The 22,674-nt window shown below is 66.4% G+C and carries 23 protein-coding genes; 13 read left to right on the top strand and 10 right to left on the bottom strand.

All coding sequences use genetic code 11. The annotated features are described in order from the left end of the window. Positions 1-6 precede the first annotated feature (6 nt). The gene (locus F6X37_RS00965; protein ID WP_084754174.1) at positions 7-324 is read left to right on the top strand and encodes a hypothetical protein; all 318 of its coding nucleotides are present in this window, start codon (positions 7-9) and stop codon (positions 322-324) included. A gap of 29 nt (positions 325-353) precedes the next feature. Then, entirely contained in the window at positions 354-980 is a 627-nt protein-coding gene (locus tag F6X37_RS00960) for a histone H1-like DNA-binding protein (RefSeq protein ID WP_187609999.1), read from the top strand. A gap of 224 nt (positions 981-1,204) precedes the next feature. On the opposite strand, the gene F6X37_RS00955 is transcribed toward F6X37_RS00960, so the two are convergent. The 10 genes from F6X37_RS00955 to F6X37_RS00910 form a co-directional block, all read right to left on the bottom strand. After that, a complete protein-coding gene (locus F6X37_RS00955; protein ID WP_184058527.1) occupies positions 1,205-1,681 on the bottom strand; it encodes a hypothetical protein in 477 nt (158 codons plus the stop codon). Positions 1,682-1,706: 25 nt separating this feature from the next. Continuing rightward, positions 1,707-2,645 carry a carbohydrate kinase family protein gene (locus F6X37_RS00950; RefSeq protein WP_184050998.1) on the bottom strand — a complete coding sequence of 313 codons (939 nt, stop codon included), beginning with the start codon at positions 2,643-2,645 and terminating at the stop codon, positions 1,707-1,709. A 95-nt stretch (positions 2,646-2,740) separates the two neighbouring features. Beyond that, positions 2,741-3,241, bottom strand: coding sequence for a thiol peroxidase (tpx, locus tag F6X37_RS00945; RefSeq protein WP_187609998.1), 501 nt, complete (start codon positions 3,239-3,241; stop codon positions 2,741-2,743). Between the two features lie 72 nt (positions 3,242-3,313). Next, positions 3,314-4,696, bottom strand: a complete 1,383-nt coding sequence (locus F6X37_RS00940; RefSeq protein WP_187609997.1) for a zinc-ribbon and DUF3426 domain-containing protein — start codon at positions 4,694-4,696, stop codon at positions 3,314-3,316. 47 nt (positions 4,697-4,743) lie between these two features. Beyond that, the gene (gene prmA, locus F6X37_RS00935; RefSeq protein WP_184058521.1) at positions 4,744-5,646 is read right to left on the bottom strand and encodes a 50S ribosomal protein L11 methyltransferase; all 903 of its coding nucleotides are present in this window, start codon (positions 5,644-5,646) and stop codon (positions 4,744-4,746) included. A 3-nt stretch (positions 5,647-5,649) separates the two neighbouring features. Continuing rightward, positions 5,650-7,014, bottom strand: a complete 1,365-nt coding sequence (gene accC / locus F6X37_RS00930; protein WP_090801904.1) for an acetyl-CoA carboxylase biotin carboxylase subunit — start codon at positions 7,012-7,014, stop codon at positions 5,650-5,652. Between the two features lie 116 nt (positions 7,015-7,130). Further along, complete coding sequence (gene accB, locus F6X37_RS00925; protein ID WP_187609996.1) at positions 7,131-7,601, bottom strand: acetyl-CoA carboxylase biotin carboxyl carrier protein; 471 nt, start codon at positions 7,599-7,601, stop codon at positions 7,131-7,133. Between the two features lie 77 nt (positions 7,602-7,678). Beyond that, the gene (aroQ, locus tag F6X37_RS00920) at positions 7,679-8,134 is read right to left on the bottom strand and encodes a type II 3-dehydroquinate dehydratase (protein WP_090801901.1); all 456 of its coding nucleotides are present in this window, start codon (positions 8,132-8,134) and stop codon (positions 7,679-7,681) included. Positions 8,135-8,341: 207 nt separating this feature from the next. After that, positions 8,342-8,902 (bottom strand): TlpA family protein disulfide reductase, encoded by a 561-nt coding sequence (locus F6X37_RS00915; protein ID WP_187609995.1) that lies wholly within the window; start codon positions 8,900-8,902, stop codon positions 8,342-8,344. A gap of 19 nt (positions 8,903-8,921) precedes the next feature. Next, the gene (locus F6X37_RS00910) at positions 8,922-9,572 is read right to left on the bottom strand and encodes a UDP-N-acetylmuramate--alanine ligase (protein ID WP_090801898.1); all 651 of its coding nucleotides are present in this window, start codon (positions 9,570-9,572) and stop codon (positions 8,922-8,924) included. Positions 9,573-9,760: 188 nt separating this feature from the next. Here F6X37_RS00910 and mpl point away from each other — a divergent pair, with 188 nt between their 5' ends. The 11 genes from mpl to araG all read left to right on the top strand — a co-directional run bounded on the left by mpl (position 9,761) and on the right by araG (position 22,657). Next, positions 9,761-11,155 carry a UDP-N-acetylmuramate:L-alanyl-gamma-D-glutamyl-meso-diaminopimelate ligase gene (gene mpl, locus F6X37_RS00905; RefSeq protein WP_184066834.1) on the top strand — a complete coding sequence of 465 codons (1,395 nt, stop codon included), beginning with the start codon at positions 9,761-9,763 and terminating at the stop codon, positions 11,153-11,155. Further along, complete coding sequence (locus F6X37_RS00900; RefSeq protein ID WP_187609994.1) at positions 11,152-11,766, top strand: YqiA/YcfP family alpha/beta fold hydrolase; 615 nt, start codon at positions 11,152-11,154, stop codon at positions 11,764-11,766. The genes mpl and F6X37_RS00900 overlap by 4 nt, the downstream gene beginning before the upstream one ends. A 215-nt stretch (positions 11,767-11,981) precedes the next feature. Continuing rightward, positions 11,982-14,126, top strand: a complete 2,145-nt coding sequence (locus F6X37_RS00895) for a ribonuclease catalytic domain-containing protein (RefSeq protein WP_187609993.1) — start codon at positions 11,982-11,984, stop codon at positions 14,124-14,126. Beyond that, a complete protein-coding gene (gene aroE, locus F6X37_RS00890) occupies positions 14,123-14,986 on the top strand; it encodes a shikimate dehydrogenase (protein WP_187609992.1) in 864 nt (287 codons plus the stop codon). The genes F6X37_RS00895 and aroE overlap by 4 nt, the downstream gene beginning before the upstream one ends. A gap of 25 nt (positions 14,987-15,011) precedes the next feature. After that, a complete protein-coding gene (gene mtgA, locus F6X37_RS00885; protein WP_184022897.1) occupies positions 15,012-15,746 on the top strand; it encodes a monofunctional biosynthetic peptidoglycan transglycosylase in 735 nt (244 codons plus the stop codon). A 361-nt stretch (positions 15,747-16,107) separates the two neighbouring features. Then, the gene (locus F6X37_RS00880) at positions 16,108-17,136 is read left to right on the top strand and encodes an IclR family transcriptional regulator (RefSeq protein WP_187609991.1); all 1,029 of its coding nucleotides are present in this window, start codon (positions 16,108-16,110) and stop codon (positions 17,134-17,136) included. Beyond that, positions 17,133-18,263: a 2-dehydro-3-deoxygalactonokinase gene (locus tag F6X37_RS00875; RefSeq protein ID WP_187609990.1), complete on the top strand. Its 1,131-nt coding sequence runs from the start codon at positions 17,133-17,135 to the stop codon at positions 18,261-18,263. The genes F6X37_RS00880 and F6X37_RS00875 overlap by 4 nt, the downstream gene beginning before the upstream one ends. Positions 18,264-18,308: 45 nt before the next feature. After that, positions 18,309-18,989 (top strand): 2-dehydro-3-deoxy-6-phosphogalactonate aldolase, encoded by a 681-nt coding sequence (locus tag F6X37_RS00870; protein ID WP_187609989.1) that lies wholly within the window; start codon positions 18,309-18,311, stop codon positions 18,987-18,989. Further along, a complete protein-coding gene (locus F6X37_RS00865) occupies positions 18,986-19,774 on the top strand; it encodes an SDR family oxidoreductase (RefSeq protein WP_187609988.1) in 789 nt (262 codons plus the stop codon). Before F6X37_RS00870 ends, F6X37_RS00865 begins: the two co-directional genes overlap by 4 nt. A 120-nt stretch (positions 19,775-19,894) precedes the next feature. Then, entirely contained in the window at positions 19,895-20,893 is a 999-nt protein-coding gene (locus F6X37_RS00860; RefSeq protein WP_187609987.1) for an arabinose ABC transporter substrate-binding protein, read from the top strand. A gap of 207 nt (positions 20,894-21,100) precedes the next feature. Continuing rightward, positions 21,101-22,657 (top strand): L-arabinose ABC transporter ATP-binding protein AraG, encoded by a 1,557-nt coding sequence (gene araG, locus F6X37_RS00855; RefSeq protein ID WP_187609986.1) that lies wholly within the window; start codon positions 21,101-21,103, stop codon positions 22,655-22,657. The last annotated feature ends 17 nt before the right edge of the window (positions 22,658-22,674 follow it).

Here is a 22,674-nt window from a genome sequence, read left to right as displayed (position 1 = left end):
GGCCTGATGCAAAGCGTGCCCGGTGCCTTGACGGCCCACAAACATGACAGGCACTTTGCGGACCCTTCAGTGGGATGGGCAAACTTCCCCCCGGAAAAAGCCGCTGGCGTCGTTGCCGGCGGCCCGATCAAGCAATTGCCGGCGTCGCCTTGCGACGCCGACCAGATTTGGCGCGCGGTGCCTTCGGGCACGGCGCGCCTTACCGCATTCATTAGCGTAAGCGCGCCGCACCTGCGTACGCCGATGAATAGCCCGCTTCGTAGCGCGCGCCCTGAGAAGCGTCCGCGGGAAGCGGGTTTTGACGAAGGGTGTAGTTTGAACTGACCTCATCTGAAAACCTGAAGGAGAAAATGATGGCAACTGCAAAGAAGGCCGCGGCCAAGAAGCCCGCAGCAAAGAAGACCGCAGCAAAGAAGGCTGCTCCGGCTAAGAAGGCTGCTCCGGCCAAGAAGGTCGCCGCGAAGAAGGTCGCAGTGAAGAAGGTCGCCGCGAAGAAGGTTGCAGCGAAGAAGGTCGCGGCGAAGAAGGCAGCACCGGCGAAGAAAGCCGCAGTGAAGAAGGTCGCGGCGAAGAAGGTTGCAGCGAAGAAGGTCGCGGCGAAGAAGGCAGCACCGGCGAAGAAAGCCGCGGTGAAGAAGGTCGCAGCGAAGAAGGTCGCAGCGAAGAAGGCAGCACCGGCGAAGAAGGCCGCAGCGAAGAAGGCAGCACCGGCGAAGAAGGCCGCGGCGAAGAAGGCCGCTGCCAAGAAGGCGGCGCCTGCCAAAAAGGCTGCAGCCAAGAAAGCTGCACCTGCCAAGAAGGCTGCCGCGAAGAAGGCCGCTGCGCCTGCGAAGAAGGCTGCCCCTGCGAAGAAGGCTGTCGCCAAGAAGGCCGCGCCTGCTCCCGCTGCGCCTGCTGTCTCGAGCGCACCGGCGGCGACGGTGAAGACCGCGCTGAACCCGGCAGCGGCATGGCCGTTCCCGACGGGCAGCCGTCCGTAAGCAGTAGCAGTAAGTCGACACATCGTACGATGTGTCGGATGACCGGGTCGTGCTCGATTTCTTGCGGGCGCCACCCGGTCAATGACCCGTTACCGGTGTGCCGGTGGCGGGTTTTTTTTGCTCGTCGTCCCGAAAAGAAAAAACACGCATGGACCCGTGAGGACCCATGCGTGTGAAGTCGTCGTCGCGGCGCTGAACTACGCGCCGCCGCGCGGGAGGTGCGCTTAGTGTGTGACGCGCGTGACGCCGCCGCTCGACAGCAGCCTCACGCGATCGCCGGCGCGGAAGATTTCGCCGGTAGCAGTTTGGGTGACGGCGCGCATGTCGCCGTTGTCGAGGCGCACGGTGATTTCGATACCGTCGCGCATGGCGACGCGGTTTTCGATTGCATTGCCGGCGACCGCACCGCCGATACCGCCGACGATACCCGTCGCGACCGAGCCACGTCCGCCGCCGATCGTGCTGCCGGCGAGCGCGCCGAGCGCCCCGCCACCGAGTGCGCCGATGCCGATCGGCTGACCGTCGTTCGTGCTGATCCGCACCGCGCGCACGCTCTCCACCGTGGCCATGCGAACCGTCTGTTCACGCTGCGCCTGCGAGGCGGTGAAAACGTCGGGAGAACTGCTGTTGACCGCACACCCCGACATGGCCAGCGAACCGGCGAACAAGGTGACGACGATCAGGCGACTCGATGTTCTCATTCCCAAACTCCCATAGCACGCGATATCAGTGCAGGTCGTATCCGAAGGCCTGCTTGAACCGCTCGTTGATTTCCGCCCGACTGGGCGCGTAGTTTTGCGGGCCTTGATGCTCGATCTTCAGTGCGCCCATCAGGCTGGCGAGACGGCCGGTCGTGGCCCACCCGAGACCCTTCTCGATACCGTAGAGCAAGCCGCCGCGAAACGCGTCGCCGCAGCCGGTGGGATCGAGCACCTGCCTGGCCGTGACCGCCGGAATCTCTTCGATACCGCCGCCGTGATGGATCTGCGCACCCTTCTCGCCGAGCGTGATGATCAGCGCGTCGACCTTGCCGGCGATCTGTTCGATCGACCAGCCGGTCTTGTTGCTCACCAGCGCGGCTTCGTAATCGTTGACCGCTACATAAGTAGCAAGTTCAATGATGCGCCGCAGCGTCTCGCCGTCGAACAGCGGCAAGCCCTGGCCCGGATCGAAGATGAACGGCACGCCTGCGGCGGCAAGCTGTTCGGAGTGCTGGACCATGCCGTCATAGCCGTCCGGCGCGACGATGCCGAGCGTCAGGCCCGCCACTTCGTCGGCGCGGTTCTGATGCGACTGCATCATCGCGCCCGGATGGAAAGCGGTGATCTGGTTGTTCTCGAGGTCGGTCGTGATCATCGCCTGCGCCGAGTAGGTGTCGGGCACGACGAGCACGTTTTCCGTCGACAGGCCGAGCTGCGCGAGCCGGTCCAGATAGAGCCGTGCGTCGACGGCGCCGATCGCGCCCATGATGCGTGCGTCGCCGCCGAGCAGATTCAGCGCATAGGCGATGTTGCCCGCGCAGCCGCCGAACTCGCGACGCATGGTCGGCACGAGAAAGCTTACGTTCAGGATGTGGACCTGCTCCGGCAGGATGTGCTCCCGAAAGCGGCCTTCGAAGGTCATGATGTTGTCGTACGCGAGCGAGCCGCAGATGAGCGTAGCCAAGGCGAGCGTTCCTGTATGAAAGCGGTGGGAAGAGACGCGCCGCGCCGACAGCGCCGCGCGCGAGGCGCGGCGCCGTGGTTCGCGCGCGAGAGGGCTTACTTCAGCGCGGCGAGTGCTGCGTCGTAGTTCGGCTCGTTCTTGATCTCGCCGACCAGCTCGGCGTGCACGACCTTGTCGTTTTCGTCGAGCACGACGACCGCGCGCGCGGTCAGGCCGGTCAGCGGACCGCTCGTCACGTCGACGCCGTACGCTTGCGCGAACTCATGGCCGCGGAACGTCGACGCGGTCACCACGTTCTCGATGCCCTCGGTCGTGCAGAAGCGCGACGCCGCGAACGGCAGGTCGCCCGACACGACGATGACGGCCGTGTTGCCGAGCTTCGCGGCGGCTTCGTTGAACTTGCGCGTCGACGTCGCGCAGGTCGGCGTGTCGAGACTCGGGACGATGTTGAGCACCTTGCGCTTGCCGGCGAAGTCGGCGAGCGTCAGCGGCTTCAGGTCTCGGCCGATCAGCGAGAATGCGGCGGCCTGCTGGCCGACCGACGGGAACGTGCCGCTTACTTCGATCGGGTTGCCACCCAGCGTGACTTGACTCATGTGTTGTGCTCCGGAAAGGGCGTCAGTGATGACAATGATGCGCCCGCTCGGGAGCGGGCGCGCGAGGGTGCGTTACGGATAAAAAATCTGTACGCGAAAATTGGAGGCAATCGCGCTGCCGGTGTCGAGGTGCACGATCATCGTCTGCGTCGCGTGCGCGGGCAGGCCGGACGCGATCACGGTGCCGGGCGGCACGTAATCCTGCGGCCACAGCACGCGCCGCACGGCGACGTTGTTCTGATCGTCGAGCAGCGTGAGTTCGATCGCGGGGTAGGCGAGCGCGATGTTCAGGCGGTTGTGCAGCGGCATCTTCAACTCGAGCTTGTGCGGGCCGTCGATCTGCCGCAGATCGGAGGGCTCGACCAGCAGGCCTTCGAGGTCGTGCGGCGGCGTCAGCTGACAGCCGAGATGCGCGCAGGCCTGCGCGTACAGGATCTGCGAGCGCGGCAGGTTGACCATCACGGTCTCGCGTTGCCACCACGCGAGTTGCGCGAGCAGCGCAATGACGAGCAGCGCGGCGAGCACCACACCGGCGACGATCCAGCCGACGCGTCCGGCGTCCACCGGGCGGGTTTCGCGCACGACCGGGAACGGATCGTCGCCATCGCTGACGGGCGGATTGACCGAGAATGGCTCGCCGCTCGATGGGGCGAGCGACGGACCGCCCGGCGGGCGCGGGCCGCCGGGACCGCCGGCGCCCGAAGCACCTGCGGCACCCATGCCTGCGGCGGCGCCGAAGCCGCCCACGCCCCCACCGACCGGGCCGAAGTGCGGCTCGTTGTCGGGCATGCCATGCAGACTTGCTGGTTCGCGCAGCGCCGGTTCATCGAGCGTGGACGGCTCCGGGCGTTCGATCTTGTGCCAGACGCGCGGCGCTTCGTCTTCGACTCGCGGTGGGGGAGCAGGCGCGGTGGGCGGGACGACAGGTGGTTCATCGACCGCGTTGTCGGCGGGATAGGCGAAGGGTTCGAGCGGCGCGTCGGCCAGCGTCGGCTCATCGTCCGCGGGTAGCGGTGCCGTGAAAGCGCCGGCGCGCAATTCCGGTTCGGTCGCCTGGCGAGGAGTGCCCGATGTGACGGGTGCGTGCTCGTTGCCGCCAAGCGGCAGCGGCGCGAGCGGCACGCTGCTCGCGTGGTCGCGCAAACGGGCATCGAGCGTGCTGCGGGAAATGCTGGTGGAGTCTTGTTCCGAAGCCGGCGCCCATGGGTCCCACGCGACCCCGCTGAAGTCCGGGTTGGGTTGCCGCACACCCGACAGCGCTTCGATTGCCGCCGCGGCGGCAACCGGTTTGGCCGTGGAAAAATCGCCGCCTTCGGAGACGTCGAACAGACTGCTCGACGCGTCGAAGACTTCCTGGCAATGCCCGCACCGCACGAGGCCGCGGCGCTGCGCAAGCTGCGCCGGTTGCAGAAGGAAGACAGTTTCGCAGAAGGGGCAACGCGTCGCCAGGTGCATATCGAGCCGTTAAGCCTGAGGCCGTTAGGTTGACAATACGCCTTATTCTAATTGCTTTCGCGGCGCGTTCCGGCGAGGCACACCCAACCTTCATGTTCGCGCCACACGCTGATATCGATCCAGCGCGCGTAGACCTGCGCGACCTCCTCGGCCTGGCGGGCGAGAATGCCCGACAGCGCGATGTGGCCGCCCGGCTTCACCTTCGACGACAGCATCGACGCCATCAGCTTGAGCGGATTGGAGAGAATGTTCGCGACCACGACGTCGAATTCGCCGGCCGGACAGGCGTCGGGCAGGCCATAGGTGACTTCGGCGTGATTGCGTTCGCTATTGTGACGCGCCGATTCGACCGCCTGCGGATCGATATCGATGCCGATCACCGGATCGGCGCCGCACTTCTTCGCGAGAATCGCGAGGATGCCCGAGCCGCAGCCGTAGTCGAGCACGGACTGGCCGGGCTTGATCGACTGCTCGATCCACTCCATGCACAGACGCGTGGTGGGGTGGCTGCCGGTGCCGAACGCGAGACCCGGATCGAGTTCGAGCACGAGCGCCTCGGGGTCCGGCGCATCGTGCCACGACGGCACGACCCAGATGCGCTCGCCGATCTGGATCGGATCGAACTGCGACTGCGTGAGCCGCACCCAGTCCTGCTCCTCGACCTCGCGCACGGTATATGCCGGCGCGGCATCGAGTCCGATCTCGTTGGCCGCGGCGGTTAGCAACACGGCCGGATCGTGTTCCGGCGCGAGCAGCGCGATCACGCGCGAATGCTGCCATGCCGTGCGATCCGGCGTGAGGCCGGGCTCGCCGAACAGCGGCTGCTCGTCGGGCGTGTCGGCGTCGGCGTCTTCGACCGACACCGACAGCGCGCCCAGCTCGAGCAGCGCGTCGGACAACTCCTCCGCGTGCTCGCGCGCCAGTTCGGCAACCAGTTCCCGATAGCTCATGACTTACGCTTCTTCCGCGACCTGCTGACGCGCGGCCAGCCGGTTTTCGAGGTAGTGGATGCTGGTGCCGCCTTCGACGAACTTCGCGTCGAGCATCAGCTCACGGTGCAGCGGGATGTTGGTCTGAATACCTTCGACCACCATTTCCGACAGCGCGATGCGCATCCGCATGATCGCCTGTTCGCGCGTGGCGCCGTAAGCGATCAGCTTGCCGATCATCGAATCGTAGTTCGGCGGCACGAAATAACCATTGTAGGCGTGCGAATCGACGCGGATGCCGGGACCGCCCGGCATATGCCACGAGGTCAGGCGTCCCGGTGACGGCGTGAACTTGAACGGATCTTCGGCGTTGATCCGGCATTCGATCGCATGGCCGCGGAACTGGATGTCGCGCTGACGGAACGTGAGCTTCTCGCCGGCCGCGATGCGGATCTGTTCCTGCACGATGTCGACACCGGTGATCAGTTCGGTCACCGGATGCTCGACCTGCACGCGCGTGTTCATTTCGATGAAGTAGAACTCGCCGTTCTCATACAGGAACTCGAAGGTGCCCGCGCCGAGATAGCCCATCTTCTTGCACGCGTCCGCGCAACGATCGCCGATACGGTCGATCAGGCGACGCGCGATGCCCGGCGCCGGCGCTTCCTCGATCACCTTCTGGTGACGGCGTTGCATCGAGCAGTCGCGCTCGCCGAGCCACACGGCGTTCTTGAACGAGTCGGCCAGCACCTGGATTTCGATGTGCCGCGGGTTCTCGAGGAATTTCTCCATGTAGACCTGCGGGTTGCCGAACGCGCGGCCGGCTTCCTCGCGGGTCATGATGACCGCGTTGACGAGCGCCGCTTCCGTGTGGACCACGCGCATGCCGCGGCCGCCGCCGCCGCCAGCCGCCTTGATGATGACCGGATAGCCGACCTGGCGGGCGATCTTTACGATCTCCTTCGGATCGTCCGGCAGCGCGCCTTCCGAACCCGGCACGCAAGGCACGCCGGTCTTGATCATGGTCTGCTTGGCCGTGACCTTGTCGCCCATCATGCGGATCGTTTCCGGACGCGGGCCGATGAAGGTAAAGCCGGACTGCTCGACGCGCTCGGCGAAGTCGGCGTTCTCCGACAGGAAGCCGTAGCCGGGGTGGATCGCTTCGGCGTCGGTGACTTCGGCCGCGCTGATCAGCGCGGGCATGTTCAGATAGCTCAGATTCGACGGTGCAGGGCCGATGCAGACCGCCTCGTCGGCGAGCTTCACGTACTTGGCTTCCTTGTCGGCTTCCGAATAGACGACGACCGTCTTGACGCCGAGCTCGCGGCAGGCGCGCTGGATACGAAGTGCGATCTCGCCACGATTGGCAATGAGGATTTTTTCAAACATAGCGGGTTTTCGACTCATCAATGGGCGCCGGGTCGGTCACGACACTGGCTGCCGCAGAGGATCGGTCGCGCGCCTCGGGACGTGCGGCGCGCGGGCGGCAAATAGTGCGTGCCGCGTTAGCCGACCACGAACAGCGGTTGGCCGTATTCGACCGCCTGGCCGTTTTCGACGAGGATTTCCTTGACCACGCCGGACTTGTCCGACTCGATCTCGTTGAGCAGCTTCATCGCTTCGATGATGCAGATGGTCTGGCCTTCCTTGACCGTGTCGCCGACCTGCACGAACGGATCGGCGCCCGGCGACGGCGCGCGGTAGAACGTGCCGACCATCGGCGAGGTAACGACGTGACCCTGCGGCGCGGCGGCCGGCGCGGCCGGAGCGCCCGCGGGGGCTGCCGGTGCTTCGACAGCGCCGAACGGTGCCGGTTGTGCGAATTGCGGTACGGCGTATGAGGCGGACGGTTGGACGTAAACCGGCGGCGCATTCTTGACGATGCGGACCTTGCCTTCGCCCTCGGTCACTTCGAGTTCGGAAATACCGGACTCCGAGACGAGGTCGATCAGAGTTTTGAGTTTACGTAGATCCATCAGGTTGCCCCTTTCAATGCGTAGTGTGCCGGCGTGTGCAAGTCGCAGTAGCCGGCTCAAATTGGACGTGTTTGGATTCAGCCGCGCGACGACCCGGCCGCGAGCCGGTCGAGCGCGAATTCGAGCGCGTAGAGATACCCCTTCCAGCCGAGGCCGCAAATGACGCCCTCAGCCTGGTCGGAGAAATACGAGTGATGCCGGAACGGTTCGCGGCGATGCACGTTCGACAGATGAATCTCGACGAACGGGATGCCGACCCCCGCCAGTGCGTCGCGAATGGCCACGCTCGTGTGTGTGTACGCGGCGGGATTGATCAGGATGAAATCGGTTTGCTCGGTGCGGGCCGCCTGAATACGGTCGACCAGCGCGCCTTCGTGATTGCTCTGAAACGACGCGAGCTCGACGCCTGCGTCGGCTGCCCGGTCCGCCAGCGCCTGATCGATCTGCGGCAGGGTCACGCGACCGTAGACCTCGGGTTCCCGGCTGCCGAGAAGATTGAGGTTGGGTCCGTGCAGTACCAGCAGTCGCGTCATGGTCGCTTCTTTTTCCGTGGAATTGCGCGCACTTTAGCGCTGATTAGAGAAACTTGTCTAGTTTCGCGCGCGTACGCGGCGACGGCCGGCGCGGGCCGCCGCGCAGCCTTGGGTCCAACTTCACTCAAATTCGGGGATTATCCGCGTATTTTTGCTCGTTCTGCACGGAATCGCATGCCAAAAAGCGCAGCGTGGGAAATGGGAAATTTACAGCGCGTCGAGCGTCTGACGCAGCGCCGTCGGGTCGATCTGGCCCAATTTTGTCGAGCGGATGTTGCCTTTTGCGTCGATCACGACGGTAAACGGCAAACCGCCCGCATTGTTGCCGAACGCGCGCGCGAGGTCGGCGCCGCCGAAGCCGGTCACGTAGACGGGGTACGCGACCTTGACCTTCTGCAAGAAGGTCTGGATGTTCTTTTCCGAGTCGACGCCGAGGCCGACGAACTGGATGCCTTTCTTCGCGTACTCGCGCTGGATCTGCGACAGCGCCGGCATTTCCTCGACGCACGGAGCGCACCACGACGCCCAGAAGTTGACGACGATCGGGTGGCCCTTGAGCAGGCTCAGCGACTGCGGTTTGCCGTCGACGTTCGTGACCGGCGCGGTCCACAGTTGCTGCACGGGACTCGCAGAGGTGGCAGGCTGCGCCCCGGCCTGCGCCGCGTACGCGACGTCGGAACCGCGATTGAGCCAGTGATTGGCCAGTACGCCGCCGCCCACGGCAATCAGCGCGACGACCGCGCCCGCCAGCATACGTCTCGTGTTCATCGTGCTCCGTTCTGTCTGATCAATTGGTGAAGGACGGCACTTCGTCGCCGTCGAGCAGCGCCTGCACCGCCGGCAAATTGGCCCGCGCCGTGCGGCCGCGCGCGTCGGCGCGTACCGCGCCACGCAGGTCGTCGGTTTCGTACAGCGCGACGTGGATGCCGACCGGCTCGGCGTTGCGCTCGCCCGCGGGGCGCCACAGAAAGCTCAGCGTCTCCACGTAGCCGCGGCCCGCGAAGTGGCGCGTTTCCGACACGTCGTACTGGATGTTTGCATTGAGCATGTAGATCGCGACTTCCTTCGGGTTGTCGCAAAACACCTGCAGATGCACATCCGAATGCTCGCCGGCCGTACCGCCGAGCACCGCGCCCGTCAGATACGGATTGAACGGCGCGAGCCGCTCCATCCAGTCGACCGCGATCATGCGCAGGCGCCGCAGCAGCGCCGGCTGGCTGTCGCTCTGGAACAGCGACTGATATTCGCGGATTTCTTCTTCGATCTGATCGTTGTCCGGCAGCCATTCGCCGGCAACACGAGTCTCGCCGACGACTTGCCGGGCCGCCTTGCGCTTCGCGCTGGCGTAATCCAGGCCGTCTTCGGCAATCAGGCGTGCCGCCGCGATTGCGATTTCCTCGCGCACGCGCTGCGGATCGAAATGTGATTTGCGAACCATCCTTGCATGATACTCGATCGAGCCTGCGACGCGGTTCGGCGGCCCGCACGGGGCGGCGCCGGGCGTGGCCGGCAGGGGGCAGCGCGCGTCGCGTCGGTTACAATAGGCGTCCTTTGCAGACGGTCGTTCCGACCGTCCTGTGGCTCTCTCATCCCTCGCAAGAAACGCCCCCGCGGCACGACAGGCTTATGCATATCCACATCCTCGGCATCTGCGGCACCTTCATGGGCGGTCTCGCGGTGCTCGCGCGCAATGCGGGCCACACGGTGACCGGCTGCGACGCCGGCGTCTATCCGCCGATGAGCACGCAGCTCGAGGCGCAAGGCATCGGTCTGATCGAGGGTTATGACGCGGACCAACTGAACGGCCTGAACGCGGATCTATTCGTAATCGGCAACGTGGTCACGCGCGGCAACCCGCTGATGGAAGCGATTCTGGACCGCGGCCTGCCGTACGTGTCCGGTCCGCAGTGGCTCGGCGAGCACGTGCTGAACGGCAAATGGGTGCTGGCCGTGGCCGGCACGCACGGCAAGACCACCACGAGCTCGATGCTGACCTGGCTGCTTGAAGACGCGGGCCTGAACCCCGGCTTCCTGATCGGCGGTGTGCCGCTCAATTTCGGCGTGTCGGCGCGGCTCACCGATTCGAGCTTCTTCGTGATCGAAGCGGACGAATACGACACCGCGTTCTTCGACAAACGCTCGAAGTTCGTCCATTACCGCCCGAAAACGGCGGTGCTGAACAATCTAGAATTCGATCACGCCGACATCTTCCCTGATCTCGCCGCGATCGAAACGCAGTTCCATCATCTGATCCGCACGGTGCCACGCCTCGGCCGCGTCGTCACGAACGGCCGCGAGGACGCGCTCGAGCGCGTACTGACGCGCGGCTGCTGGAGCGAGGTCGAGCGCTTCGGCGTCCAGGGCGGCTGGGAGATCCAGGCGGCGGAGCAGGGCGTGCCCGTCGACGAACGCTTCGCCGTCTATCACAACGGCGAGCGCGTCGGCGTGGTCGACTGGCAGGTGCAGGGCGAGCATAACCGCCTGAACGCGCTCGCCGCGATCGCCGCCGCGCGCCATGTCGGCGTGCCGCCCGCGCAGGCCGCGAAGTCGCTGTCCGGCTTTCGCAACGTGAAGCGCCGCATGGAAGTGCGTGGCAGCGTCGAGGGTGTGACCGTGTACGACGACTTCGCGCATCACCCCACCGCGATCGAGACGACGGTGGCCGGCCTGCGCGCGCGGGTCGGCCGCGACAACACGCGAATCCTTGCGGTGCTGGAACCACGCTCGAACACGATGAAGCTCGGCGTGATGAAAGCGCAACTGCCGGCGAGCCTCGCCGACGCCGATCTCGTGTTCGGCTACGGCGCGCCGAGCGGGCGCGACGCGCTCGGCTGGAACCTCGGCGAAGCGCTCGCGCCGCTCGACGGCAAGGCGCAGGCGTTCGACAACCTCGACGCGCTCGTGAAGGCGGTGGTCCACGCGGCGCGCCCCGGCGACCAGATTCTGGTGATGAGCAACGGCGGCTTCGGCGGCGTGCATCAGAAACTGCTCGACGGTCTTTCGACGCGAGGCGCGTCGTGATTCTGTATCTGCACGGTTTCCGTTCGTCGCCGAATTCGTTCAAGGCGCGCCTGCTCGCGGCGCGTCTCGCCGAGCTGGGTCGCGCCGACGAGTGGTGCTGCCCGATGCTGCCGGTGTCGCCGTTCGAAACCGTGGCGCTCGCCGAATCGCTGGTTGCCGACGCACGCGCGAAGGGCGATGCGCGGCAGGTGACCGTGGTCGGCAGTTCGCTCGGCGGCTACTTCGCCACCCATCTGGCCGAAAAACACGGCTGGCCGGCCGTGCTGCTGAACCCGGCGGTCGTGCCGCAGCGCGACCTGAGCGCGTATCTCGGCGAGCAGCCGTTGTGGCACGGTGGCGGCAGCATCGTCGTCGAGCCGCATCATCTGGATGAATTGCGCGCGCTCGGCGTGGCGTCGATCACGCAGCCCGAACGCTATTATTTGATGGCAGCCACCGGCGACGAAGTGCTCGACTACCGCGAAATGCTCGCGCACTATCCGGGCGCGCGCACCACGCTGATCGAGGGCAGCGACCACGCGATCAGCGAGTTTGCGCAGTATCTCGACGACGTGCTGGCCTTTTGCGATGCCGAATATGTCGAGCCGCCGGCGCCGCGCGCGGCGGCCTGACGGCATGCAAGGGCGGCGGCACCGAACCCTGCCAGGACGTCAGTCAGAGAGGCACACCGACCGCCACCGCTGGTCGCAAGATTCAACCCGCTGGCACGCGCAGTGCGCGCCGCGGATTCACTATCACGAACAGGTTGCCGTGCCGCGCATGCAGTGATCGATCGCCACAAGGCGTCGGGCGCGACGGCAGACGCAAGTCAGAACGAGAGTATTGAGTGAACGTCTTCTTCGAGGAATCGGGCAGTTTCAAGGCCGGCAGCGTGCTGTCGCGCCAGGGCGACGCGTTTCAGGTCGAGTTGCCGGGCGGGCGGCGCGCGAAGGTGCGCGCGAAGGATGTGCTGATCGAGTTCGAGAAGCCCACCGCGGCCGAACTGATGCAGCAGGCCGACGCGTTGGCGCAAGAGTTCGATCTGGACTTCCTGTGGGAATGCGCGCCGGACGATGAATTCCCGTTCGCGACGCTGGGCGCCGAATACTTCGGCGCGAGCTTCGGCGCGATCGAGCGCGCGGCGCTGGTGCTGCGCATGCACGGCTCGCCGGTGTACTTCCGCCGCAAGGGCCGCGGCATGTACCAGCGCGCGCCGCAAGAGCAACTGAAGATGGCGCTCGCGGGCCTCGAGCGCAAGCGTCAGCAGGCGCTCGTGCAGGCGCAGTACGAGGAAGAGCTGAAGGCAGGCCGTCTGCCTGAAGCGTTCGCGGGCGGCAAGGGGCTCGCGCTCCTGACGAAGCCCGACAAGAACACGATCGAGTACAAGGCGCTCGAGGGCGCCGCGGCCGCGCGCGGCATCTCGCAGGCGCGGCTGATGCTCGAATGCGGCGCGATCGCGTCGCCGCGCGCGCTGCACGAAGCGAAGTTCCTGTCCGAATTCTTCCCGCACGGCACCGGCTTCCCGTCCGTCGCGGCCGCGAACGTGCCAGACGATCTGCCGCAGGCGGACGTCGAGGCGTTCTCGATCGACGATATCACCACGACCGAAATCGACGACGCGTTCTCGGTCGAGCATCTGGCCGACGGCCGTGTGCGCATCGGCGTGCACATCGCCGCGCCGGCGCTCGGCATCCAGCGTGGCGACGACGTCGATGCGATTGCGCGCGCGCGTCTGTCGACGGTCTACATGCCCGGCGACAAGATCACGATGCTGCCCGACAGCGTTGTCGACACCTTCACGCTTGCCGAGGGTGGGTATCGGCCGGCGCTGTCGCTGTACGTGATCGTCAATCGCGAGACGCAGGAGATCGTCGCGAGCGAAACGCGCGCCGAGCGCGTGTTCGTGAAGAACAATCTGCGCCACAACACGCTCGACGAAATCGTCACCGAGAAGGCGCTCGCCGAGGGCACCGGCGAGTATCCGCACAAGGACGATATCGCCGTGCTGTGGCCGTTCGCGCAAGCGCTGTTCGAAAAGCGCCAGACCGCGCGCGCCGGCTACGGCCTGCGCCGCGAAGTGCAGCGCAATACCGACTTCAATTTCTACGTCGACGGCGAGCACGTCACGATTACGCCGCGTCGGCGCGGCTCGCCGCTCGACACGATCGTCGCCGAGCTGGCGATTCTCGCGAACTCGTCGTGGGGCGGGTTCCTGCACGATCACGGCGTGCCGGGCATCTATCGCACGCAGCGCGCGTTCGGCGTGCCGAGCGGCCCGAAGCGCACGCGCATGCAGACCAACGCCGCGCCGCACGAAGGGCTCGGCGTCACGCAGTACGCGTGGAGCACGTCGCCGCTGCGCCGCTACGTCGACCTCGTGAATCAGTGGCAGCTGATCGCGTGCGTGCAGCATGGCGTGACCGCCAAGCTCGCCGCGCCGTTCAAGCCGAAGGACGCCGATCTGTTCGCGGTCGTGCAAGGCTTCGACGACACCTACACCGCGTACGCCGACTATCAGCGTCGCATGGAGTACTTCTGGTGTTTGCGCTGGCTCACGCAGGAAAACCGCAAGCAGGTGGTCGCGTCGGTCGTGAAGGGCGATCTCGTGCGTCTCGAGGAAATTCCGCTGCTGCTGCACGTGCCGGGCCTCGGCGTGCATGCGCGCGGCACGCGTTTGCAGATGGAAGTCATGTCGATCGATGAACTGACGATCGAAGCGTCGGTGCGTCTGTTGCACGTGCTCGATGCACCGACCGTGACGAGCGGCGCCGAAGCCGAAGAAGGCGAGGACGAGAGCGAGGAAGAGTTGCTCGACGCATCCGATGACAGCGCCGAAAGCGAAGCGGAAGCTGAAGCGGAAGCGGAAGCCGAAGCCGACGGCGGCAATCCCAACGACAACCCCAGCGCAGACGAATCCGCGGCGACCGGCGACGGCAATGACGCCGCGAACAACGCCGACAACGACCAACACGTCACGGAGCCGGGACGATGAGCGGCAACCCAACGCGCGAGCGCTACGCGGTCATCGGCAACCCCGTCGGGCATAGCAAGTCGCCGTTCATCCACGGCCGCTTCGCCGCGCAAACCGGCGAGCCGGTCGAGTACGGTCATCTGCTCGCGCCGCTCGACGCGTTCGTGCCGCACGTGCGCGCGTTCATCGAAGCGGGCGGACGCGGCCTGAACGTGACCGTGCCGTTCAAGCTCGACGCGCATGCATTCGCGAACACGCTGTCGCCGCGCGCGGCGGCGGCCGGCGCGGTGAACACGCTGCGGGTCGACGCCGACGGCATCTACGGCGACAACACGGACGGCGTCGGCCTCGTGCGCGACATCGAGGTGAATCTCGGCGTGTCGCTGAAGGGCGCGCGCATCCTGCTGCTCGGCGCCGGCGGGGCCGCGCGCGGTGTCGTGCTGCCGATGCTCGAGCGCGCACCGCATACGCTGACGATCGTCAATCGCACGGCGCAGAAGGCCGAAGCGCTGGTCGACCAGTTCGCGCAGGCTGCCAGCGGCGCGCACTGCCGTCTGACCGGCGGCAGCGCGCGCGCGATCGAAGCGGGCCAGTACGACGTGATCGTCAACGCGACCGCGGGCAGCCTCGATGCGTCGCTGCCCGAGTGCGACGATTGCGCGTTCGGCAACGGCACGCTCGCCTACGACATGATGTACGGCGCGCATCCGACCATCTTCATGCAGCACGCGGCGAAACTCGGCGCGCGCGGCGCCGACGGACTCGGCATGCTGGTCGAGCAGGCCGCCGAATCGTTCCATGTGTGGCGCGGCGTGCGTCCGGACAGTGCGCCGGTGCTCGCCGAATTGCGCGCGCTGCTGACGGCGCCGTCGCCCGCGTAACGTCGGCGCGCGGATAGCACGCACCATGACAGCGACGCGGCGCGCCAGCGGTTCGCGCGGCCAGTCCGGCCCGCTGCGCTGGCTCGCCTGGTTGACCGCGGTCGTGGCCATCGCCTGGCTCGCGACGCAGGCGTACTACTTCGCGCAGATCGCAATCTGGAACGTCGTCAATCCGCGCTCGACCGCGTTCATGCGCTCGGACGCATGGCGTCTGTCGCAGGACCGGCCGGATCTGTCGGTGCAGCGAACGTGGGTGCCGTACGATCAGATTTCGCGCAACCTGAAGCGCGCGATCATCGCGTCCGAAGACGCGAACTTCGTCAACAACAAAGGCTACGAAACCGACGCGATCCTGCAGGCGTGGGAGCGCAACAAGGCGCAAGGCCGGATCGTGCGCGGCGGCTCGACGATCTCGCAGCAGCTTGCGCGCAACCTGTTTCTGTCGCGCGAGAAAAGCTATATCCGCAAAGGCCAGGAGCTGATCATCACGTGGATGCTCGAAACGCTGATGGACAAGCAGCGCATCTTCGAGATCTATCTGAACTCGGTCGAATGGGGCAGCGGCGTGTACGGCGCCGAGGCGGCCGCGCAGTACTACTTCAAGACCTCGGCGAGCAAGCTCACGGCCGCGCAGTCGGCGCGGCTCGCGGTGATGCTGCCACGCCCCAGGTATTTCGATGAACACAGAAATTCGGCATATCTCACGCAACGCGCGCGCGTGATTGCGCGGCGGATGGGCGCGGCTGAATTGCCGGATTGAAAGAGCCCTCGATCCGTTGTCCTGCTTCGAAGCCCGCCTCGCGCGGGCTTTTTTCGTCAGCAGACCGCGACCGCGACAGTTCGCTAAACACTCGATCGCCCACTAAAATCTCACTATATGGACTCAACATTCACATATTGGTGATTCTCAAAAGTCGCCCTACAATCCAAGCCAACATGCATCGCGAGTCGGCGCCCCAGCGCGCCGAAACAGCGAACAGCGACAGAAAAAAACCGGAGACGAGACCGACCATGTCTGGCAGCCAACCACAGCAGCCGCGCGAGCGCGGCGCCGCGCCCGTTTCCGCCCTGTTCTCCGGCCCCGCGCGCTAAGCGCAGAAACCATCCGAAGGCGAATCGCCATGAACAAAGCGATGCCCACTCCCGCCGCCAGCGCGACCGAGGCCGCGCAGGGCTCGAACGGCGGGCCGAACAGCGCCGCGAATCCGGCGCTGAATTCCGCGCCGCGCGAGGCTTCAGCCGTCACCGCCAATGTCGCCGCCAGTGCGTCCGCTACCGCGAGGGCGTCGCGCCCGGTTGCGCGCGCGGCGACCGTCGACGGTCTCGGGCTGCCGGTCACGCTGCTGGAAATCACGCCGCAGCAGGCCGGCACGCAGACGCTGTTGCGCGGCCTTGCGATTCTCGAGGCGGCCGCGGCCGGTGTGCGCGATCTGCGCAGCTTCGGCGCCGCGCTCGGCACGACCCGCAGCACCACGCACCGGCTCGTCAGCAGCCTCGTGCAGGCGCGCTATCTGCGCCAGGTGCAGGGCGGCTATCTGCTCGGGCCGAAGCTGATCGAGCTCGGCACGATCGCGCTCGAACAGATGCCGCTGACGGCCGTCGCGCGTGCGCACCTCGAGTCGCTGGCCGAGCAGACGCTCGACACGATCCACCTCGGCGTGCGCGACGGCGACGACGTGCTGTACATCGACAAGATCCCCGGCACGCGCGGCCTCGAAATGCGCTCGCGCGTCGGCCATCGGATGCCGCTCGCGTCGACCGGCATCGGCAAGGCGATGATGCTCGACCTCGCGGCGGACGCATGGCAGTCGCTGTTCGACGCGTCGCGCCGCGCGCTCGCAGGCGTCAGCTTCAAGCCGGACAACCGCCCCGATGCGCCGACCTTCCTGCAGCGCATGACGAACTACGCGGCCGGCGGCTACACGTTCGATCTCGAAGAGAACGAAGCGGCGATCCGTTGCGTCGCGGCGCCGGTGCGCGATGCGTCGGGCGCGATCGTCGCGGCGTTGTCGGTGGCCAGCACGATTCCCTATATGCCGCTCGAACGGATGGACGAACTGATTCCGGTCGTGCAGCGCGAGGCGCGCGCGATTTCGGAAGAACTCGGTTGGCGCGCACCGCGACCGGCCACGCGCAGGATCAAGCGATGAAACAAGCGGGCACCGCCACGCCGGCGAACCACCGGGCGCCCGCCGCGCCCACCTCGGGCGTGAAGCCGGACGCGACCGCCGCCGTCGATACCGCCGCCGTCGATACCGCCGCCGTCGATTTCACGCACGCCGCGCTGATCGCGCTCGACTGGGGCACGACGTCGCTGCGCGCCTATCTGTTCGACGCGCACGGCCGCGTGCTGGCGACGCGCGCATCGACGTCCGGCATCATGAATCTGCCGCGTAGCGCGGCCGAGGGCGGCTTCGACGCCGCGTTCGACGACGCCTGCGGCGCATGGCTCGACCATGCGCGCGGCGTGCCGGTGATCGCGGCGGGGATGGTCGGCAGCGCGCAGGGCTGGCTCGAAGCGCCGTATGTCGAGACACCCGCGAACGCCGATGCGCTGGTGGCCGGTATCGTCCGCGTGCAGACCGCGCGCGGCGCGACGCTGCATATCGTGCCGGGCGTGCTGCAACGCGGTGAATTGCCGAACGTGATGCGCGGCGAGGAGACGCAAATTTTCGGCGCGCTCAGCGCGGACGCGGACGGCGCGCACGACGCGAACTCGGTCGACAGCAACACCCGCTCGCTGATCGGCCTGCCCGGCACGCACGCGAAATGGGCGGTCGTGCAGGCGGAGCGCATCGAGCGTTTTCATACGTTCATGACCGGCGAGGTGTTCGCCGCGCTGCGCGAGCACACGATTCTCGGCCGCACGATGGTCACGCCCGATCGCCCGGATACCGAAGCATTTCTGCGCGGCGTGAACATCGCGCGCGAGCAGGGCCAGGCAGGCGTGCTCGCGACCGTGTTCAGCACGCGCACGCTCGGCTTGACCGGCGCGCTGTCGAGCGAGGCACAGCCGGACTATCTGTCGGGCCTGCTGATCGGGCACGAACTCACCGGCCTCGAAGCGGTCCTCGCGCAGCAAGGCAGCTCGCTCGCGCAGCAGAGTCTGCGGCTGATCGGCAACGACGCGCTGTGCGAGCGCTACCGCCTCGCGCTCGCGCAATTCGGCTGTCTGCGCGCGGAGCCGGTCAGGCATGCAACCGAACGCGGCCTGTGGCGCGTCGCCGTCGAAGCGGGGCTCGTCCGGCCGTCCGCCCAGGCGGCGCGCGCAGGCTGACCGGCGGCAGAGCCCTTTACGACGCTCACGAAACAAGGAACCGACATGCAACCACACATCAATCTGCCCGCACCGTACATGCCGCACGCGGGTCTGATCGCCGCGTTCGAAGCCTGTCCGCTGATCGCGATCCTGCGCGGCGTCACGCCCGCCGACGCGGCCGATCACGGTCAGGCCCTGTACGAAGCCGGTTTTCGCATCGTCGAAGTACCGCTCAATTCGCCGCAGCCGTTCGACAGCATCTCGGCGATCCGCAAGGTGCTGCCGGCCGACGCGATCGTCGGCGCGGGCACGGTGCTGCATCCGCTGTTCGTGGACGACGTGAAGGCCGCGGGTGGCGAACTGATCGTGATGCCGCACAGCGATCCGGAAGTCGTGATCGCCGCGAAGGCGCGGGGCCTCGCCTGCGCGCCCGGCGTCGCGACGCCGACCGAGGCGTTCATCGCGCTGAAGAACGGCGCGGACGTGCTGAAGATGTTTCCCGCCGAGCAGCTCGGCTGCCAGGTCGTCAAGGCATGGCGCGCGGTGATCGCCGCGCAGGTGCCGCTCGTGCCGGTCGGCGGCGTCACGCCGGACAACATGGGGCCGTTCCTGAGCGTCGGCGCGAACGGTTTCGGCCTCGGCTCGGCGCTGTACAAGCCGGGCCAGAGCGCGGCGGTGACCGCGTCGCATGCGAAGGCGTTCATCAACGGTCTGCGGATCGCCCGCGCGGGCGTGAAGAAATGAACCGGCTCGCCGGCAAAGCCGCTCTCGTGACGGGCGCTGGACGAGGCATAGGCGCGGCGATCGCGCTGGCGTTCGCGCGCGAAGGCGCGGCGGTCGTGCTGGCGGAACTCGACCTCGACCTGGCGCAGCGTACGGCCGCGCAGATCGAGGCAGACGTTGGCGCCGGCGCCGGCGCGCGCGTGCTCGCGATTCAGACTGACGTGACGCAACCCGCGTCGGTGCGGCACGCGGTCAGCGAGGGCGAACGCGCGTTCGGCGCGCTCGACATCCTCGTCAACAACGCGGGCATCAACGTGTTCTGCGATCCGCTGACGATGACCGACGCCGACTGGCGGCGCTGCTTCGCGGTCGATCTCGACGGCGTGTGGAACGGCTGTCGCGCGGTGCTGCCGGGCATGGTCGAGCGTGGCGCGGGCAGCATCGTGAACATCGCGTCGACGCACGCGTTCAAGATCATTCCGGGCTGCTTTCCGTACCCGGTCGCGAAGCATGGCGTGATTGGCCTCACGCGCGCGCTCGGCATCGAGTACGCGCCGCGCAACGTGCGCGTGAACGCGATCGCGCCGGGCTACATCGAAACGCAGCTGACGCACGACTGGTGGAACGAGCAGTCCGATCCGGCCGCCGCGCAGCAGGCGACACTCGATCTGCAGCCGATGAAGCGCATCGGCCGCCCGGAGGAGGTGGCGATGACCGCGGTGTTCCTCGCGTCGGACGAGGCGCCGTTCATCAACGCGAGCTGCATTACCGTCGATGGCGGACGCTCGGCGCTGTATCACGACTGAATTTGCGTCGCCAAAAGACGCACAGAACACCGGACGACGCGCTGGCCGCGTGTGTCAGACCGGTACAAGAAGACGCGGCCGATTACCTTCTCGTTATCAATTAGTCAGGAGACACGCATCATGAAACGAAGAATTTTCCTCACGCTGGCAGCGGCGGCGGCGGGTGTGCTCTTCAACGCACCGGTCGTACAGGCCGCCGATTCGGTCAAGATCGGCTTCCTCGTGAAGCAGCCGGAAGAACCGTGGTTCCAGGACGAATGGAAGTTCGCCGAGATCGCCGCCAAGCAGAAGGGCTTCACGCTCGTGAAGATCGGCGCGCCGTCGGGCGAGAAGGTGATGAGCGCAATCGATAACCTCGCCGCGCAGAAGGCACAGGGCTTCGTGATCTGCACACCCGACGTCAAGCTCGGGCCGGGCATCGTCGCGAAGGCGAAGGCCGACGGCCTGAAGATGATGACGGTCGACGACCGCCTCGTCGACGGCGCGGGCAAGCCGATCGAAGCGGTGCCGCACATGGGCATCTCGGCGTATAACATCGGCAAGCAGGTCGGCGACGGCATCGCGGCTGAAATCAAGAAACGCGGCTGGGACATGAAGGACGTCGGCGCGATCGACGTGACCTACGAGCAGTTGCCGACCGCGCATGACCGCACCACCGGCGCAACCGACGCGCTGGTCGCAGCGGGCTTCCCGAAAGCGAACATCGTCACCGCGCCGCAGGCGAAGACCGACACGGAAAACGCGTTCAACGCCGCCAACATCGCGCTGACGAAGAACCCGCAGTTCAAGCACTGGGTCGCTTACGCGCTGAACGACGAAGGCGTGCTCGGCGCGGTGCGCGCGGCGGAAGGCCGTGGCTTCAAGGCCGACAACATGATCGGCATCGGCATCGGCGGTTCGGAGTCCGCGATGAACGAGTTCAAGAAGCCGCAGCCGACGGGCTTCTACGGCACCGTGATCATCAGCCCGAAGCGCCACGGCGAGGAAACCTCGGAACTGATGTACGCGTGGATCACGCAGGGCAAGGAACCGCCGCTGCTGACGCTGACGACCGGCATGCTGGCGACGCGCGACAACGTCGGCGAAGTGCGCGAGAAGATGGGCCTCGCGTCGAAGTAATCGCAAGACTGGCGGTGGTATGAAGTACACCGCCGGCGCGTCGCTTTCCCTGCCTGGCGCAGGAGACGGCGCGCCGGCGGCGAGAGACGATCTGCGGTAGACAGACGGATCGCGCGCGAAACGCGTACGGTCAACATGAAGCAGCAATATCTTGCATGGGACCGGAGTAAGCGCTAAAGCGCTAACTCCGGTCGACAAGGAGGCGAAGTGTCAGCGACGCTACGTTTTGACAATATCGGCAAGGTTTTTCCAGGCGTGCGTGCGCTCGACGGCGTGTCCTTCGACGTCAACGTCGGCCAGGTGCACGGCCTGATGGGCGAAAACGGCGCGGGAAAATCGACGCTGCTGAAAATTCTCGGCGGCGAGTATCAGCCCGATTCGGGCCGCATGATGATCGACGGCAACGAGGTGCGCTTTCCGAGCGCGGCCGCGTCGATCGGTGCCGGCATCGCGGTGATTCACCAGGAACTGCAGTACGTGCCCGACCTCACGGTCGCGGAAAATCTGCTGCTCGGCCAACTGCCCAATGCGCTCGGCTGGGTCAACAAGCGCGAGGCGAAGCGCTTCGTGCGCGAGCGGCTCGCAGCGATGGGCGTCGCGCTCGATCCGAACGCGAAGCTGCGCAAGCTGTCGATCGCGCAGCGGCAGATGGTCGAAATCTGCAAGGCGCTGATGCGCAACGCGCGCGTGATCGCGCTCGACGAGCCGACCAGCTCGCTGTCGCATCGCGAGACCGAGGTGCTGTTCAAGCTGGTGCGCGATCTGCGCGCCGACAACCGCGCGATGATCTACATCTCGCACCGCATGGACGAGATCTACGAGCTGTGCGACGCGTGCACGATCTTCCGCGACGGCCGCAAGGTCGCGTCGCATCCGACGCTAGAAGGCGTGTCGCGCGACACGATCGTCAGCGAGATGGTCGGGCGCGAAATTTCGGACATCTATAGCTATTCGGCGCGGCCGCTCGGTGAAGTGCGCTTCGCGGCGAAGGCGATCGAAGGTCATCCGCTCGCGCAGCCGGCGAGCTTCGAGGTGCGGCGCGGCGAGATCGTCGGCTTCTTCGGACTCGTCGGCGCGGGCCGCAGCGAGCTGATGCATCTGGTGTACGGCGCCGAGCATCGCAACGGCGGCGAACTCATACTCGACGGCAAGCCGATCAAGGTGCGCAGCGCGGGCGAGGCCATCAAGCACGGCATCGTGCTGTGCCCCGAGGATCGCAAGGAAGAGGGCATCGTCGCGATGGCGAGCGTCGCGGAGAACATCAACATCAGCTGCCGCCGTCACTATCTGCGCGCGGGCGTGTTTCTCGATCGCAAGAAGGAGGCGCAGACGGCCGACCGTTTCATCAAGCTGCTGAAGATCAAGACGCCGCATCGGCGGCAGAAGATCCGCTTCCTGTCGGGCGGCAACCAGCAGAAGGCGATTCTGTCGCGCTGGCTCGCCGAGCCCGATCTGAAAGTCGTGATTCTCGACGAACCGACACGCGGCATCGACGTCGGCGCGAAACACGAGATCTATAACGTGATCTATCAGCTCGCGGGGCGCGGCTGCGCGATCGTGATGATTTCGTCGGAATTGCCGGAAGTGCTCGGCGTGTCCGACCGGATCGTCGTGATGCGCCAGGGCCGCATTTCCGGCGAGCTCGCGCGCAAGGACGCGACCGAACAGTCGGTGCTGAGCCTCGCGCTGCCGCAAAGCTCGACCGCGCTGCCTGAAAACGCGAACGCCAACGCCGCCAACCAGAGCGCGTCGCGCGCGGCCTGAACCTTATCCGGACGCGA

This window comes from Paraburkholderia sp. 31.1, from assembly GCF_014397645.1.
Classification (GTDB): Bacteria; Pseudomonadota; Gammaproteobacteria; order Burkholderiales; family Burkholderiaceae; genus Paraburkholderia; species Paraburkholderia tuberum.
The sequence above is the reverse complement of the archived record's forward strand: the minus strand, read 5'-3'. Positions and strand labels throughout refer to the sequence as shown.

Excerpts from the sequence above, each read along its gene's own strand:
- F6X37_RS00965 (WP_084754174.1), top strand. The coding sequence starts at position 7 with ATGCAAAGCGTGCCCGGTGCCTTGACGGCCCACAAACATGACAGGCAC.
- F6X37_RS00960 (WP_187609999.1), top strand. The coding sequence starts at position 354 with ATGGCAACTGCAAAGAAGGCCGCGGCCAAGAAGCCCGCAGCAAAGAAG.
- F6X37_RS00955 (WP_184058527.1), bottom strand. The coding sequence starts at position 1,681 with ATGAGAACATCGAGTCGCCTGATCGTCGTCACCTTGTTCGCCGGTTCG.
- tpx (WP_187609998.1), bottom strand. The coding sequence starts at position 3,241 with ATGAGTCAAGTCACGCTGGGTGGCAACCCGATCGAAGTAAGCGGCACG.
- F6X37_RS00940 (WP_187609997.1), bottom strand. The coding sequence starts at position 4,696 with ATGCACCTGGCGACGCGTTGCCCCTTCTGCGAAACTGTCTTCCTTCTG.
- prmA (WP_184058521.1), bottom strand. The coding sequence starts at position 5,646 with ATGAGCTATCGGGAACTGGTTGCCGAACTGGCGCGCGAGCACGCGGAG.
- accC (WP_090801904.1), bottom strand. The coding sequence starts at position 7,014 with ATGTTTGAAAAAATCCTCATTGCCAATCGTGGCGAGATCGCACTTCGT.
- accB (WP_187609996.1), bottom strand. The coding sequence starts at position 7,601 with ATGGATCTACGTAAACTCAAAACTCTGATCGACCTCGTCTCGGAGTCC.
- aroQ (WP_090801901.1), bottom strand. The coding sequence starts at position 8,134 with ATGACGCGACTGCTGGTACTGCACGGACCCAACCTCAATCTTCTCGGC.
- F6X37_RS00915 (WP_187609995.1), bottom strand. The coding sequence starts at position 8,902 with ATGAACACGAGACGTATGCTGGCGGGCGCGGTCGTCGCGCTGATTGCC.
- F6X37_RS00910 (WP_090801898.1), bottom strand. The coding sequence starts at position 9,572 with ATGGTTCGCAAATCACATTTCGATCCGCAGCGCGTGCGCGAGGAAATC.
- mpl (WP_184066834.1), top strand. The coding sequence starts at position 9,761 with ATGCATATCCACATCCTCGGCATCTGCGGCACCTTCATGGGCGGTCTC.
- aroE (WP_187609992.1), top strand. The coding sequence starts at position 14,123 with ATGAGCGGCAACCCAACGCGCGAGCGCTACGCGGTCATCGGCAACCCC.
- mtgA (WP_184022897.1), top strand. The coding sequence starts at position 15,012 with ATGACAGCGACGCGGCGCGCCAGCGGTTCGCGCGGCCAGTCCGGCCCG.
- F6X37_RS00880 (WP_187609991.1), top strand. The coding sequence starts at position 16,108 with ATGAACAAAGCGATGCCCACTCCCGCCGCCAGCGCGACCGAGGCCGCG.
- F6X37_RS00875 (WP_187609990.1), top strand. The coding sequence starts at position 17,133 with ATGAAACAAGCGGGCACCGCCACGCCGGCGAACCACCGGGCGCCCGCC.
- F6X37_RS00870 (WP_187609989.1), top strand. The coding sequence starts at position 18,309 with ATGCAACCACACATCAATCTGCCCGCACCGTACATGCCGCACGCGGGT.
- F6X37_RS00865 (WP_187609988.1), top strand. The coding sequence starts at position 18,986 with ATGAACCGGCTCGCCGGCAAAGCCGCTCTCGTGACGGGCGCTGGACGA.
- F6X37_RS00860 (WP_187609987.1), top strand. The coding sequence starts at position 19,895 with ATGAAACGAAGAATTTTCCTCACGCTGGCAGCGGCGGCGGCGGGTGTG.